Source organism: Pseudomonas lijiangensis (assembly GCF_018968705.1).
Taxonomy (GTDB): Bacteria; Pseudomonadota; Gammaproteobacteria; order Pseudomonadales; family Pseudomonadaceae; genus Aquipseudomonas; species Aquipseudomonas lijiangensis.
Genome location: NZ_CP076668.1, coordinates 5,304,436 through 5,318,215, shown reverse-complemented (window position 1 = coordinate 5,318,215; position 13,780 = coordinate 5,304,436). Strand labels below are relative to the sequence as shown.

At 57.7% G+C, this 13,780-nt stretch carries 12 protein-coding genes; 5 read left to right on the top strand and 7 right to left on the bottom strand.

Features of this window, described 5'->3' with window-relative positions; translation table 11 throughout:
* Nucleotides 1-68: 68 nt before the first annotated feature.
* From pqqF to KQP88_RS22635, 6 genes are all read right to left on the bottom strand, one after another.
* Nucleotides 69-2,336: a pyrroloquinoline quinone biosynthesis protein PqqF gene (pqqF, locus tag KQP88_RS22660; RefSeq protein ID WP_216704231.1), complete on the bottom strand. Its 2,268-nt coding sequence runs from the start codon at nucleotides 2,334-2,336 to the stop codon at nucleotides 69-71.
* A gap of 228 nt (nucleotides 2,337-2,564) precedes the next feature.
* Nucleotides 2,565-3,137, bottom strand: a complete 573-nt coding sequence (locus tag KQP88_RS22655) for a HupE/UreJ family protein (protein ID WP_216704230.1) — start codon at nucleotides 3,135-3,137, stop codon at nucleotides 2,565-2,567.
* A gap of 26 nt (nucleotides 3,138-3,163) precedes the next feature.
* Entirely contained in the window at nucleotides 3,164-3,781 is a 618-nt protein-coding gene (gene ureG / locus KQP88_RS22650; RefSeq protein ID WP_216704229.1) for an urease accessory protein UreG, read from the bottom strand.
* Between the two features lie 17 nt (nucleotides 3,782-3,798).
* Nucleotides 3,799-4,473: an urease accessory protein UreF gene (locus KQP88_RS22645; RefSeq protein WP_216704228.1), complete on the bottom strand. Its 675-nt coding sequence runs from the start codon at nucleotides 4,471-4,473 to the stop codon at nucleotides 3,799-3,801.
* Nucleotides 4,470-4,970: an urease accessory protein UreE gene (gene ureE, locus KQP88_RS22640; RefSeq protein WP_198727629.1), complete on the bottom strand. Its 501-nt coding sequence runs from the start codon at nucleotides 4,968-4,970 to the stop codon at nucleotides 4,470-4,472. Before ureE ends, KQP88_RS22645 begins: the two co-directional genes overlap by 4 nt.
* A gap of 181 nt (nucleotides 4,971-5,151) precedes the next feature.
* The gene (locus KQP88_RS22635) at nucleotides 5,152-5,784 is read right to left on the bottom strand and encodes a TetR family transcriptional regulator (RefSeq protein ID WP_216704227.1); all 633 of its coding nucleotides are present in this window, start codon (nucleotides 5,782-5,784) and stop codon (nucleotides 5,152-5,154) included.
* A 226-nt stretch (nucleotides 5,785-6,010) separates the two neighbouring features.
* Here KQP88_RS22635 and KQP88_RS22630 point away from each other — a divergent pair, with 226 nt between their 5' ends.
* Nucleotides 6,011-8,077 (top strand): AsmA family protein, encoded by a 2,067-nt coding sequence (locus KQP88_RS22630; protein ID WP_216704226.1) that lies wholly within the window; start codon nucleotides 6,011-6,013, stop codon nucleotides 8,075-8,077.
* Between the two features lie 93 nt (nucleotides 8,078-8,170).
* Here the strand turns inward: KQP88_RS22630 and KQP88_RS22625 are convergent, their stop codons facing one another.
* A complete protein-coding gene (locus KQP88_RS22625; RefSeq protein ID WP_117165493.1) occupies nucleotides 8,171-8,704 on the bottom strand; it encodes a ferritin-like domain-containing protein in 534 nt (177 codons plus the stop codon).
* A 206-nt stretch (nucleotides 8,705-8,910) separates the two neighbouring features.
* Between KQP88_RS22625 and KQP88_RS25705 the strand changes: the two genes are divergently transcribed.
* The 4 genes from KQP88_RS25705 to KQP88_RS22610 all read left to right on the top strand — a co-directional run bounded on the left by KQP88_RS25705 (nucleotide 8,911) and on the right by KQP88_RS22610 (nucleotide 13,717).
* A complete protein-coding gene (locus tag KQP88_RS25705; RefSeq protein ID WP_442963079.1) occupies nucleotides 8,911-8,997 on the top strand; it encodes a small membrane protein YohP in 87 nt (28 codons plus the stop codon).
* A 342-nt stretch (nucleotides 8,998-9,339) separates the two neighbouring features.
* The gene (locus KQP88_RS22620; protein WP_216704225.1) at nucleotides 9,340-12,723 is read left to right on the top strand and encodes a T6SS effector BTH_I2691 family protein; all 3,384 of its coding nucleotides are present in this window, start codon (nucleotides 9,340-9,342) and stop codon (nucleotides 12,721-12,723) included.
* Nucleotides 12,724-12,732: 9 nt separating this feature from the next.
* Nucleotides 12,733-13,434 carry a permease gene (locus KQP88_RS22615; protein WP_253950519.1) on the top strand — a complete coding sequence of 234 codons (702 nt, stop codon included), beginning with the start codon at nucleotides 12,733-12,735 and terminating at the stop codon, nucleotides 13,432-13,434.
* A 31-nt stretch (nucleotides 13,435-13,465) separates the two neighbouring features.
* Entirely contained in the window at nucleotides 13,466-13,717 is a 252-nt protein-coding gene (locus KQP88_RS22610) for a hypothetical protein (RefSeq protein ID WP_216704224.1), read from the top strand.
* Nucleotides 13,718-13,780 lie beyond the last annotated feature (63 nt).

Here is a 13,780-nt window from a genome sequence, read left to right as displayed (position 1 = left end):
CTTAATTTAACGATTTGGCAGGGGGGGAGTTTCATGAAAGATACCTGCCACCACCCAGCGTTGCACGTTCAAGCCGCAGGAACAGGGCGGTTGGACAGAATGAGCCATCCTGCGCTGGCATCGCTCAACTGACCGGCGGCAGCGAGTAGCGAGTGTTTTTCCAGATGTAACAGTGCTTTTTTAAGCGGCTCGGGACCGCTCTTTTCATGCCCGGCCAGACGCGCTTGCCACAGCAGCTCTGCCGCCTGTTCATGGGGCATCGTCGCTGAATCGAACTGCCCGGCCAGTGCCTGGCGCAGTCCCGGAAGGTCGGCGGCGTCGATCAGGTCTGGCAGCTCACCCATGAACGTTTCGATGTGCCGGACAATTTGCTCGGCGCTGCATGTGGGCGATTGCACACCCAACAGCAACCCGGTTCGTCCGGCGATTTGCCTCAAGCTGCTGAACACCGCATAGCCCAGTTGCAGTTCGACTCGCAGGCGTTGGTAGAAGGGAGCCTGTATCAAGTGCGCCAGCAGACGCCAGGCCGCTTCATCGTCGATGGAAACGCCGGGAGCGGTGCAGAACACCAGCACGGCATCTTCCGGTGAGCCTGATTCCTGCATTTGCCAGCGCTTGCCGGGTTGCACTGAAGGCGCTTCAGTTGCCGTGTCATCCACTGTGCCAGGCATGTCCTGCAATGCGGCATTGACGAGCGCCAGGCTGTGGGCGGGCAGGCCAACGGCAAGGCTGATCCGTCGGGCGCTGGCCCAGACGGTCTGAAGATCATCACTGCATTGCCCGGCAGTCATGTTCAGGAACTGATCGGGAAGCGCCTTGAGCAATTCCCGGATCGGAATCAGCGCTGGCCCGCTCTGGGCCTGAGCATGTCGCGGGTCGGGTTGCAGCAACAATTGGCGGGCGTGTTCGACGATGGTTGGCATCGGTTCGTGAATGCCGCTCAGTCTGAGCTCCCAATACGTGCCGTAGGCGCTGAACGACACTGCTACACCGGCTTGCCTGGCCTGTTCGATCAGGTTCTGCAGGCTGCCATTGAGCATCCGCCACAAGCGGGGTTGTGGAGCCTGCAACTGCCAGCGCAGAAAGAGTGCCGCTTCGGTACCGTCAGTGCTGTCGACCAACAGCAAAGGATTGGCGGTCGGCAGGCGCCATTGGACTTGTCCACAGGCCAGGTTATCCACAGGCTGCACGGTGAGAAGGGTTTCGGGCTTCAACTGGTCGAGCACTGCATTCAGTGCGGGGAGATCATCGCCGGACGCATTGCGGCAAAAATGATGCGCCAGCTCCAGGGCGCCACAGGTTTGCAGACGCCGTTGTTGCAGGCGGCGGTATTCATCGATCAGTTCGGGCCAGCGGTTCTTGAAGAAGGCAAGCCAGTCGAAAAACAGTGTGGCCAGGGTGCCGGATGAATCAGGCGCTGCGCCCACGCAATCGATATCGAGCAGCAATTGCCCCTTGAACTGATACAGCGGCGTGGCCTTGAGCGAGTCGGCCAGCCCTTGGTCAATCAGTGCTGCAACCAGCCCGCCCGTTTGGGGCTCCATCAGCCAATGGCAGAAAAATGCGACAGCCTCTTCGCTGTTCACCGGTAAGCCTTCGCAGGCAAAGAGCAGATGCGTGCTGGTTGTTTTGTGATCAGGTCGTTTATCGATCAGGCGCGGCGGTGTTTGCTGCCTGACCTTGCCTGCGGCGCTGAAGCGTGCGCCATGCTCAGTGGCCAGAGACGCCAATTCAGCCAGCGATTGAGGGCCGCTCAGGCACAGAGTGATCTGCCCGGCATGATAGAAGCGCTGATAAAACTCATGAAGCGCCTGCTGAAACGCCGGGTTGGGCACTGACAGGCTGTAACGATTGCCCGCATGAAAGCCACGCAGCGGATGCTGCGGGTTGATGGGTTCAAGCAGGCTGATCTGCTGGCGGGCCTTGGCATCCTGAGCCCAGGCGATGAACTCGGCATGCAGCACCTCGCGCTCGCGCAACTGATCGGGCAGTGACATGCGCGGATGAGCGAGCATGTCGCACAGCCGTTCCAGCCCTTGGGCGAATGCCGAGGGGGGCAGCTCGAAGAAGAAGTCGGTGGTGCGTTCCCGGGTGCTGGCATTGATCTGTCCGCCATGACGCTGCACGAACGCCATGAGGTTCTGGTCGGCAGCGAAGCGCTCGGTGCCCAGAAAAAACAGATGTTCCAGAAAGTGCGCCAGGCCTGGCCACGCCAAGGGAACATCATGGCTACCGGCGGCGACCCGAAGCGACGCCGCGCAACGCTTGAGCCGTGGCGCATGACACAGCACCACGTTCAAGCCATTGGGCAGCACAAGTCGCTGGATATCAGGCATGACCGTTTCCACGGAAAACAAGCCGTCATGCTAACGGATATGAACGTGGGAGCGAATTAATGCTGATCAGTCAAGGCACAAACAAAACGTGTGGGAGGCAGCTTGCTGGCGAAAAAGGCCTGAAACCGGCAGATATTCTGCGGCTGTAAGAAGTCGCCAGCAAGCTGCCTCCCACAAAGTAATCTATGGCCTTAACTGATCCGTATGACTTCCACAGATGTACCTCTGTCAGCCTGCCAGCAACCAGACACCGGTTGCTGCAGAAGCTGCACCTGCAATCCGCACCAGCGGCGCAGCTGCTTGTGGTAGTACGCGCACCACGGCATAGCCTGCCGCATGCAATGCAGCCGTCGCAACCACGAAACCGGCGGCATAAGCCCATGGGCTGGACATGTCAGGCAGTTCAAGACCATGGGCCACGCCATGGAACATTGCAAAGACGGCTGTGGCCACGACGGCCAGTGCCAGAGGAGGACGCACAGCCAGCGCAACGGCCAGGCCCAGCGCCAGTACCGAGGCCGAGATGCCGCTTTCCAGTGCAGGCAGTTCCAGACCGGCAAAGCCCAGCAGGCCGCCGATCAGCATGGTGCCCACGAAGGTGCAAGGCAGAGCCCAGCGGGCGGCGCCTTGCTGTTGCGCGGCCCACAAGCCGACCGCAAGCATGGCCAGCAGGTGATCCAGACCGCCGACCGGATGGCCGAGGCCCGCGATCAGGCCGTTATCGCCATGACCCGGGTGCGCCATGGCCAATGCAGGGGTGAGCAGCAGGGCGAGGGCGCCGAGGACTTTTTTGTAGTTCATGAACGGGTTTCCTTGGAGGTTTGAATTCAGGCGGTGAGTGTCAGCAGACCCTGGCGCTCGATAATGGCAATGATCTCTTCCAGACCCTGACCGGTTTTCTGATTGCTGAACACGAACGGTTTTTCGCCGCGCATCTTCCTGGTATCGCGATCCATCATTTCCAGAGACGCGCCCACCAGCGGTGCCAGGTCGATCTTGTTGATCACCAGCAGGTCGGATTTGCAGATGCCGGGGCCGCCCTTGCGCGGCAGCTTGTCGCCCGCCGAAACGTCGATCACATAGATGGTCAGGTCCGACAGCTCCGGGCTGAAGGTCGCGGAAAGATTGTCGCCACCGGACTCGACAATGATCAGGTCCAGCCCTTCGAAGCGGCGGTTGAGCTGGTCAACGGCTTCCAGGTTGATGGAGGCGTCTTCGCGAATCGCCGTGTGCGGGCAGCCGCCGGTTTCCACGCCAATGATGCGTTCCGGGGCCAGTGCTTCGTTGCGTACAAGGAAGTCGGCGTCTTCACGGGTATAAATGTCGTTGGTCACGACCGCCAGGTTGTAGCGCTCACGCAAGGCAAGGCACAGAGCCAGAGTCAGTGCGGTCTTGCCGGAACCGACCGGGCCACCGATACCGACGCGCAGAGGTTGGCTGTTCATTGAGTTCTCCATGGGTTCTAGGACCGGAACAACCGGCTGTATTGACGTTCATGGGCCATGCTCGCCAGTGACAGGCCGAAAGCGGCGCTGCCGATCTGTTGGCTGTCTTGAGCAGTGGCGTTCTGTTGGGCCTGCTGCAACAAGGGCAGCAGTTCACTGGTCAGTCGTTGTGCAGCCTGCTGGCCCAGCGGCAGGGTTTTCATCAGCACCGCCAACTGGTTTTCCAGCCAGCTCCACAGCCAGGCGGCGAGCGCATCCTGCGGGCTGATTTGCCAGGCCCGTGCGGCCAGCGCCCAGCCCAGGGCCAGATGCGGCTCGCTTGTCTGTTCCAGAAAGCGACGGGCAGGCCGATCCAGTTCCGGCAGGCCATTGAGCAACTGTTGTAGCGAGTAACCCATCTGCCGGCTTTCCAGGTGCAGCTCGCGGGTTTCACGACTGGCACGGTGTTGCTCGCTCAATTGCAGCAACTGCCCCCAGTCTTCCTCGGCGGCGGCTGTGCAGTGAGCGAGCATCAAGGGCGCCTCGAAACGGGCGAGGTTGAGCAGCAACTGATCGCCGATCCAGCGCGCAGCGGTTTGCGGATCGACCACGATGGATTGCTCAACGGCCATTTCCAGCCCTTGTGAATAGCTGTAGCCGCCAATCGGAAGCTGGGGGCTGGCCAGACGCAGAAGCGCCCAGGCACGGTTCACTTGCGCACGCCGAACTGGTGCAGGCGCGGCGCGTAATTGAAGTCTTCCTCGCCGGCCCGTGAATGGTGATGACCGCCACCGTAGGCACCGTGTTCCGGCTGGAAGGGTGCTTCGATGGTTTCGGTGGTTGCTCCCAACTGATCGAGCATGGCCTTGAGCACATAGTCGTCCAGCAGGCGCAGCCAGCCATCGCCCACTTGCAGGGCCACATGGCGGTTGCCTAGGTGATAGGCCGCACGTGTCAGTTCAAAAGTGCTGCTGCAGGTCACGTGCATCAGTTGTTCAGGACGGGCGCAGACCCGAACGATGCGACCATCTTCGGCCTGCAGGAATTCGCCATCATGAAGAGGTGGTTGACCGCGTTGCAGGAACAATCCTACGTCTTCGTTCTCGGCACTGAAGCAGCGCAGGCGACTTTTGCTGCGGGCCTCGAAATTCAAATGCAGCTCGGCAGCCCACTCGGTTTGGGGGTCGATTCTTTTATGAATCACCAGCATCAGAATGTTTCCAGCTAATTGCGATGCTTCAAATCAGAGCAAGGGGCTTGCCAACAGTGCAGGAAACGTAAAAAGACAGGCGTGACGGGAGGGTTGAACAGAAAAGCGTCAATTGATTGCTCTTTTTTGGTGCGGGTGTTTATTTGTGTTTCAAGCTGGTGCGATTTTTCTGACAGAAGTATCAGTCGTTACTTCCAAGACCTTTCCAGTGCTTGGCGCCCATGAAGATAAAGCGCAGTTGCTGGGTGATCTTGGCCTGGGGAGTGAGATGGGCTGCGAGAGTTGAAGCAGGCGGGTCGATCAGCTCGGGCAGCATGGCGAACACGCTCTTGACCACCAGGTCGGCAATCACCGACAGCGCCTTGATATCGAGGTGTTTCCATTTGGGCATTTTCGCCAGGTCGGTGGTCAGGTCGGCGCTGATGCCTTCGCGCAAGGCCCCAAGCGCCTGACGTACCTTGAGGGAGCCGCCATATTGCTCACGTGCCAGAAACAGGAACTGCGAGCGGTTGGCGGCCACCTGATCGAGAAAGATCTGCACCGAGGCATGAATCAGCCCGCCCATGACCAGTTCGTTATGGCGCACCAGGCGAATGGTTTCACGAAAGGTCTGGCCCACTTCACTGACCAGTGCCAGCCCCAACTGGTCCATGTCTTCGAAATGGCGATAGAAGCCGGTCGGTACAATCCCTGCCGTGCGTGCGACTTCCCGCAGGCTCAGGCTGGCGAAGCCGCGCCCGCTTTCCATCAACTGATGCGCGGCGTCCAGCAAGGCTCTTCGGGTCTGTTGTTTCTGTTCGGCGCGGGGCAGCATGAGGTAAAGAGTTCTACGATTGGACTAGGTTGCACTCTAGCAAATGAGCTTTGCATGCGTCGAAAGGCTTTTGATGGGAGTGCTTGACGCGGCTACCTTTTCCATTTGATGGAACCTGTCGGGCTATTTACCTATCACAGCAAACCCTCGGCGCTTTTGTCAGTCGAAGGAACATGTCGTATTCAACGCACCATGGCCGGGGCGTTGGTTTTTGGAGTGACGTGCGATGACGCGCAGCCGCAAGATTTTCGCCTGGACAGGCGCCACGTTGTTACTGGTGCTTGCCGTATTGGTCATTGTGATCGCCACCTTCGACTGGAACCGCATCAAACCCACCCTCAACGAAAAAGTCAGCGAAGCGCTGCATCGTCCGTTCGCCATCAACGGCGATCTGGCCGTGCACTGGCAGCGTGAGCCTGAATCCGGTGGCTGGCGCGCCTGGGTGCCATGGCCGCATTTCGTTGCCCAGGATCTGAGCCTGGGCAACCCCGAGTGGTCGAAAACCCCGCAAATGGTCACGCTCAAGCAAGTCGAGTTTCGTCTTGCCCTGCTGCCTTTGCTGGTGCAGGAAGTCGTGATCCCGCGTATCGATCTCACCGGCCCGGAAGCCAGGCTTGAGCGTCTGGCCGATGGCCGCGCCAACTGGGTCTTCGACCTGCCCAAATCCGACCCCGAGGCTGAGCCTTCGCGCTGGGTGGTGGATATCGGCGCGATCAAGTTCGACAAGGGGCTGGTCAGTTTCAATGACCAGACCTTGAAGACGCAACTGGATGTCGTGATCGATATGCTGGGCAAGCCGATCCCTTTCGGTGACATCGTCGGCAGCAAAGAGGTGAAGAAGGCTCAGGAGAAGGGTGCTGTCCCGCAGGACTACGCCTTTGGCCTGTCGGTCAAAGGGCAGTATCACGAGCAGAAGTTGAACGGGACGGGCAAGGTCGGCGGTTTGCTGGCCTTGAAAGATTCCACGCAACCCTTCCCGGTGCAGGCCGATCTGAAGATCGGCGATACGCAGATTGCAATTGCCGGCACCCTGACCGATCCGCAGAACCTGGGGGCGCTGGATCTGCGTCTTAAACTGTCCGGCACCAGCCTGAGCCATCTTTATCCACTGACCGGCGTTGCCTTGCCTGACTCGCCGGCCTATTCCACCGATGGCCGCCTGATTGCCAAATTGCATGACGACGCCGGAGCGAACTTCCGCTATGAAGGCTTCAACGGCAAGATCGGCAACAGCGACATTCATGGCGACCTGAGTTTCGTGGCCAGCCAGCCACGGCCCAAACTGAGCGGCGTATTGGTTTCCAACCAGTTGCTGTTCAGCGACCTTGCGCCCCTGATTGGTGCCGACTCCAATGCCGCGCAGAAAAAACGCGGTGGCGAGAGCAAGCAGCCCAAAGGCAAGGTCCTGCCTGTGGAAGAGTTTCAGACGGATCGCTGGCGGGCGATGGATGCCGATGTGGAGTTCACCGGCAAACGGATCGTCCAGAGCCCGGACTTGCCCTTTACCGATCTTTATACGCACCTGTTGCTCAATGACGGTCAGTTGAGCCTGCAACCGCTGCGCTTCGGCGTGGCTGGCGGCAGGCTGGATGCCGAGATTCGTCTGGATGGCCGCACCCAGCCGTTGCAGGGCCGGGCCAGATTGTCGGCGCGCAACTTCAAGCTCAAGCAACTGTTTCCGACCTTCGAGCCCATGAAGACCAGCTTCGGTGAGCTCAATGGCGATGCCGATATCAGCGGTCGCGGCAACTCGATTGCGGCCTTGCTGGGCACCGCCAATGGTGACTTGAAAATGCTGGTCAACGACGGCGCCATCAGCCGGGGCCTGATGGAGATTGCGGGGCTCAACGTGGGTAACTACGTGGTCGGCAGGCTGTTTGGCGACAAGGACGTGAAGATCAACTGCGCGGCGTCGGATTTCGGCATCAAGGACGGTCTGGCCACCAGTCGCCTGTTCGTGTTCGATACCGAGAACGCAATCATCTACATCGACGGCACGGCGAACTTCAAGACCGAGCAGTTGGACTTGAAGATCAACCCCGAGTCCAAGGGTTTCAGGGTGTTCTCGCTGCGCTCGCCACTCTACGTGAACGGCCCGTTCGCCAGCCCCAATGCGGGCGTGCAATCAGGCCCGTTGCTGTTGCGCGGAGCGGGCATGGTGCTGCTGGGCGCTACGGTCGGTCCGGCGGCAGGACTGCTGGCACTGGTCGCTACCGGCGACAGCACACCGAATCAGTGCGGGCCATTGCTGGAGCAGATGAGGGCGGGCAAGGCGCCCAAGACTGTGAAGTGAAATGATGGTGATGGTAAGTGGGAGCGAATTTATTCGCGAAATGGCACTGAAGACCTCACGGCCTATCGCGAATGAATTCGCTCCCACAGCTTTTTACAGGTCGTTCAGGATATCCGCCATGTCATCCGCATGCTCTTCTTCCTGGGCCAGGATGTCTTCGAAGATGCGGCGGGTGGTCGGGTCGGATTCGCCGATGTATTGAATGATTTCACGGTAGCTGTCGACGGCGATGCGTTCGGCAACCAGGTCTTCGTAGACCATTTCCTTCAGAGTCTTGCCAGCGACGTATTGGGCGTGGGAGTTCTTCGACAGGGTGTCCGGGTTGAACTCAGGCTCGCCGCCCAGTTGCACGATACGCTCAGCCAATTTGTCGGCGTGCTCGGCTTCCTGCTGCGCATGCTCCAGGAATTCATCGGCGGCCACGCTCGCCTTCAGGCCGTTCGCCATGAAGTAGTGACGTTTGTAGCGCAGTACGCAGACCAGTTCGGTCGCCAGCGACTCATTGAGCAGACGCAGGATGGTTTCCCGGTCCGCGCTGTATCCTTCGGTGACGGCACCGTTCTCAACGTTTTGACGTGCGCGTTCACGCAGGCTGCTGACATCGGATAGCTGGGGTGCAGAAATCATGATTCATCTCCAGGTTTCATCAGGTTTTCGTCCCGCTCTTGATCAGGGGGTAGGCGAGATCGTCAGTGAATGTGAGTGATGAACATCGAGAAAAGTTTTATCGAATTTCGGATAACCCGCCGTTTGCCGCCGATGTAAAAAATATAAGAAACGACTGCCGCACCCAGTGGTCCCTAACTTGAGGCATTCATTTATGGAGAGAAAAAATGCTCAAGTTTCTAGGTGGCACCGTCGGCATCATTTTCCTGATCGGTCTGATCGTGGTCATTGCGCTGTTCAAGCTGGTTTTCTGATACTCGATAGATAGCTCGTTGTTTATGGCAGCGAGCTTTTTGATGGCTACCGGCATCAAGCCTTGATGTGCAAATACTTGCGCACCCCTCTTTGACAAATCCCCCTCAAAACCTCTGCCAGGCCTTATGAGCCAGGCGCTTGCGTCGTCTGCGCAAATTTTTGCGCAGGTGCGCAGAGGCCTGCGCACTTTTTCATGGTTCTTGTACGAAAAATAACCATTTTTAAAGAGGTAAATTCTTAACTTATTGATTTATATATTTAAATTAAAGAAGGCATGACTCTTGATGCAAGCCGCACCCAGGCACGAGCGATGTTGCTCGTCACCACCACGGGCGCGGCAGATGACTGAAAAATACGGCACCCTTCAACAACGGCGTGCAACCCGCTTCGAAAAGACCCTTTCCACCGCCACCAGCCTGTGCCCCTTCAAGGGGCCGGACGTGGCGATTGTTCCGGTGCGCTACGCCCTGGATCGCTCCCGTTACGATGTCGCCCCCGAACAGCTCAAGCCCTTGCCTGCGCAGGGCCGTTGGAACGCCTTGCCCAGGCTCAAGACCCGCAATTACACCTTGCGCCAGCTCTATGAGGGCTATGTCTATGTGTTCGACGAAACGGCTGGCACCTTTCATGAGTACATATTCTCGGGCGTCGATGCCTGCCTGACGCGCATTGTCTGGACTGCGGCCCATCAGGGGCAGGATGTTCGCAGCGGCGAGGGCGACGGCAAACCCTATCTGCTGTATCCCCGCAAACACCGCCTGCACCTGGCTTTTTCCCCGGTGCAATGGACCTGGCGCCTCTGCGAGCACATGCGCTCCCATGCCGACAGCCGTGCCTTGTGGATGAAGCCGGTGGACCTGGCGCGTTTCTGCACCACCCTGAACGAACCCGGCGCTTTGCCCCTGCTGGATCTGGCCGCCGCCGTGGCCGATATCGACAAGGAATACGTGGTCGAAGACAACCGTTTTGCCGATTCGTCCATCCCCACCGCTGCGCCTGAACCTCAGGACCCAGTCGCAAAATCGATCGTGACCCCGCCCGGGGCTGACGTGTACTGGCTGGGCAGCGTTCCGGACAAATACAGCTCGCTGCTGATCGCCCTGGACGACCCGCTGGGTGTGCTCAATGATCTGGGCCTGCAACTGGCGGGGGATCAGGCGGCTTTTCAGACCTGGCAACAGGAGCACGAGCACAAGCTGCAGATGGCCCAGACCGTGACGCTGCTCTGCGGTGCCAATAGTGACCCGCAGCACTTACCCGAATCGGTGCGCGATGACCGCCTCAAGACGCAGCAGTACCTGAGCGAGCTGGAAACCTGTTTCGATCAGATGGACCTGGAGGACATGCAGACCCAGCATGGCAACTCGCTGGGTGGCTATATGGGCACCGGCGACATGTTCAAGAGTGTGGACATGCGCAATACGTTGCGTGCCCGTTATGGCCGCTACCCGTCCCAGGAAGATCGTCAGGCCTGGAAGGATCGCGAAAAGTGGCGTCGTGAAATCGACCTCGAAGGCGCACGCGCCTATCTGCAAGAACACCTGCCCCTCAGCGAAACCCTGCTGCAACAGGTGCGCGATACTCAAGCGGACTTTCAGGCCTGGGCCGAACATCTGGGCAATGACCCGCGCCGGCTGTTTATCGATACCACCAACCCCAATACCCTGCTGTACCTGCAAACCGTCATGACCCACCTGCTGGTCGTGTACGCACAGGATCAGCAGGCCAGTGCCTGGCTGGCCGAGCAGGAAGCCAGCGGCAACAGCCTGTTCGGGACGATGCGCTATGGATTTTCTCCTGCCCTCAAGGAAGCCCTGCACCAGGAAGCCAACGCGCTGCTCAACGGCCTCGGCGACCTCACCAACCTGGCCACCCGAGCCGGTGAACTCAATGCCGTGCTCAATCATCAGGGTTTCGCCGACGCGGCCTGGATGAAAAAGCTCAAGCAACCGGTACAGGACACCTTCAAGGCCCTGCGCGAACTGGCGAGCGGAGCGGGCAAGACGATTGCCGAAAACATGCTGCTGGCCTGGGTGCCGGTGGACAGTCGTCTGGCCCTGGGCAAGGGTCAGAATCTCGGAGCCTTGACCCGTAACTTCATGATCGGCCAGATACTGATCAATGCGCCGGAGCGGATCCGCCTCGACGACCAGATCGCCTCCCGGCTCAAACAGTGGAAGCGCGAGCAGCGTCTTCTCATCAAACAGATCGACGACACCCGCCACAACTGGCTCTACCCCCTCCATCCCCGGGAGCGCCGACACCTGGCGCGCCAGCTGCAATCACAGCTGGACGCCCTGCGCCGGCATGAGCTGAAAATCCCAGCGTTACTGGACTTCCAGAACAACCAGTACGCCCGGTTGCTGCAAGAGGAAATCCGCACCTTCTTCAAATCCGGCCTGGACGTCGCCAGGGACTGGCACGCCCGCGCCAAGGCCTGGAGCGAACGCCTTGGGGGCTTGGGTGCCGCGATCACCTGGGGCGTCATCCTCATCAACTTCATCAACACCGCCGTGCTCTACCAAGACCTGACCCGCGATGGCGACTTCAGCGCCAAGGACATCGCCAAGATCGGTTACAGCTTGGGTTACAGCTTCAACCTGTTGATGGCGGTGTTTGTTGAAGCGCCGTGGGCGGTGATCAAGGAGGCGAAGCCGGTGCTGATCGACGGTAAGAGCGTAGGGATACTGGATCGTCCTGCTGCGTACTGGACCAAACAGGGGAATGCGGTATGGGGTAAGGCAATTCGTGGGTTCCGGGTCACGATGGTGGCGTTGGGTGCGTTTGCCGTGGTGGCGGCGGTGTTGGAGTATGTGGATCTACTCGCTGATCAGGATAGTGCTAAAACATCAGAAGAGAAAATGGCCATAACAGTAAAGAAATTTTCTGTAATTGGTATGGGTTTTGGCGGCGTACTGTATATGTTTTCGGGCCTGAAAATATACAGTAAATTGACAATGTTTGTCATGAATCCATGGTTTATGGTCGGGCTTTTTGTCATAGGTGCTATTTATTTAACGGCTTGCTTGGCTTTGAACTATTTCAAGAGCGACAATGTGGGCTGGTGGTTAAAGAAGTGCTGTTGGACACGCTCTATAGAACTCCGTCACGCCGACACTCCAGAGGGGCGTAGCGAGGAAAAGCGCTCGTTATTGGAGGTCCAGCTAAGTCCTCAAGTTTTTGTCAAAAGCACGGTTGTTTATGAGTCGCGTTACCTGGGGAAAGGCGACTACATGGAAGTGGCCGTACCTAATGGCGCATGGATCCAGATTCGGCTCCCTAACGCCGTGCGCGGAAAGTGGATTCAACTTAACGTTATCGGCAGTAAGCGCCCTCTGGGTGTTCTGCCTGTCGCCAAGATTGAATCATCCATAAAAGATATTTTTGAAGCGCGTGGTCAATACACGCACATCAGAAAATTTGCAAAAGCCAGCAACGAACGTCCACCCCATCCTTCCTCAGGGTTACATTTTCCAATCATGCCCGAGGACGAGGATGTTGTCTGGCAGACTTGGGTGCCGCTAGACAAGAGTACTGACTATATCGAACTGCAGATCTGGTACCCCAGTGATGTAGTAAGTCATGGAGAAGAGGGGCGGGGTTACCTTTATCAGATAGAACCCGACAAGAAAGGCAATGGCACAGCCGATGGATTAACCCTCACCAAACTTTTGGTGAGTGCAGAACCTCGCGCCCACTCCTTGATCCTTCCAACCCCGGAGTAACTAGGCACTATGCACAGCGAGAAAAAAGCTTCGCTCATTGAGACGATTGCTGAGGAATCAGTGGAATATGAAAAAATATTTGACTGGTCAATTAAAACAATCAAAGGCCCTCCCAAGGAGGTCAGGGAGGGCCAGTTAATTATTTTTTTACTGGGTACAGTGTGGATCTTGTTTATTACATGGCTTTCATGGGGGAGGGTTCAGCTTGATAGGTCAGTAATTGTGGCAGGGTATGTCGCTTTCTATAGTTATGTATTTTACTTGATACTGGTCTTCAGGCAGAAAACGGTATTCAACTACAGTGTCACCTCCCAAAAGGCACTGCTTGAATACTACGACTATTATCCTGACTTCGCAGGTCCTCTCTTCAAAGGCATCGTCATTTTCGCAATCCTGTTCTTTCTTGGCGTCGCGCTCTTCACTGGCTCGCTGCTCTTCCTGATTGGCCCAGCCGCGATTTCACTCGGAGCAGCTCGTACTTTGCTGAATTGGGAAAACAAGATTCACAACGAGGAAAGCTTGCCCTGGAACGAGTACAACTTTGTCACGGTAGATCGAAAACGCTCCATGATTATTACCCATCGCACGGACATTACGCTGGGATTTGAGGCCCGCTTCTCCAACAAAGAGCTGTTCGAGCAGTATCTGCAATTCCTGCACTCCGTCCTGCCACCCACGGCCGAGTACATGGAGAAAGACTGGGAGTGGTAAACAAGATATTTTTGAAGAGCGTGGCCGATATATGCATATCAGAAAATTTGCAAAAATCAGCAACGAACGTCCATCCCATCCTTCCTCAGAGTTGCATTTCCCGATCATGCCTGAAGGCGAGGATGTTGTCTGGCAGACCTGGGGGCCGCTAAACAAGAGTACTGACTATATCGAACTGCAGATCTGGTACCCCGGTGATGTAGTAAGTCATGGAGAAGGGGGCGGGGTTACCTTTATCAGATGGAACCCGACAAGAAAGGCAATGGCACAGCAGATGGATTAACCCTCACCAAACTTTTGGTGAGTGCAGAACCTCGCGCCCAATCCTTGATCCTTCCAACCCCGG

What these genes read in the sequence shown, in the direction of transcription:
- pqqF (WP_216704231.1), bottom strand. Translation starts at nt 2,336, where the DNA reads ATGCCTGATATCCAGCGACTTGTGCTGCCCAATGGCTTGAACGTGGTG.
- KQP88_RS22655 (WP_216704230.1), bottom strand. Translation starts at nt 3,137, where the DNA reads ATGAACTACAAAAAAGTCCTCGGCGCCCTCGCCCTGCTGCTCACCCCT.
- ureG (WP_216704229.1), bottom strand. Translation starts at nt 3,781, where the DNA reads ATGAACAGCCAACCTCTGCGCGTCGGTATCGGTGGCCCGGTCGGTTCC.
- ureE (WP_198727629.1), bottom strand. Translation starts at nt 4,970, where the DNA reads ATGCTGGTGATTCATAAAAGAATCGACCCCCAAACCGAGTGGGCTGCC.
- KQP88_RS22635 (WP_216704227.1), bottom strand. Translation starts at nt 5,784, where the DNA reads ATGCTGCCCCGCGCCGAACAGAAACAACAGACCCGAAGAGCCTTGCTG.
- KQP88_RS22630 (WP_216704226.1), top strand. Translation starts at nt 6,011, where the DNA reads ATGACGCGCAGCCGCAAGATTTTCGCCTGGACAGGCGCCACGTTGTTA.
- KQP88_RS22625 (WP_117165493.1), bottom strand. Translation starts at nt 8,704, where the DNA reads ATGATTTCTGCACCCCAGCTATCCGATGTCAGCAGCCTGCGTGAACGC.
- KQP88_RS25705 (WP_442963079.1), top strand. Translation starts at nt 8,911, where the DNA reads ATGCTCAAGTTTCTAGGTGGCACCGTCGGCATCATTTTCCTGATCGGT.
- KQP88_RS22620 (WP_216704225.1), top strand. Translation starts at nt 9,340, where the DNA reads ATGACTGAAAAATACGGCACCCTTCAACAACGGCGTGCAACCCGCTTC.
- KQP88_RS22615 (WP_253950519.1), top strand. Translation starts at nt 12,733, where the DNA reads ATGCACAGCGAGAAAAAAGCTTCGCTCATTGAGACGATTGCTGAGGAA.
- KQP88_RS22610 (WP_216704224.1), top strand. Translation starts at nt 13,466, where the DNA reads ATGCATATCAGAAAATTTGCAAAAATCAGCAACGAACGTCCATCCCAT.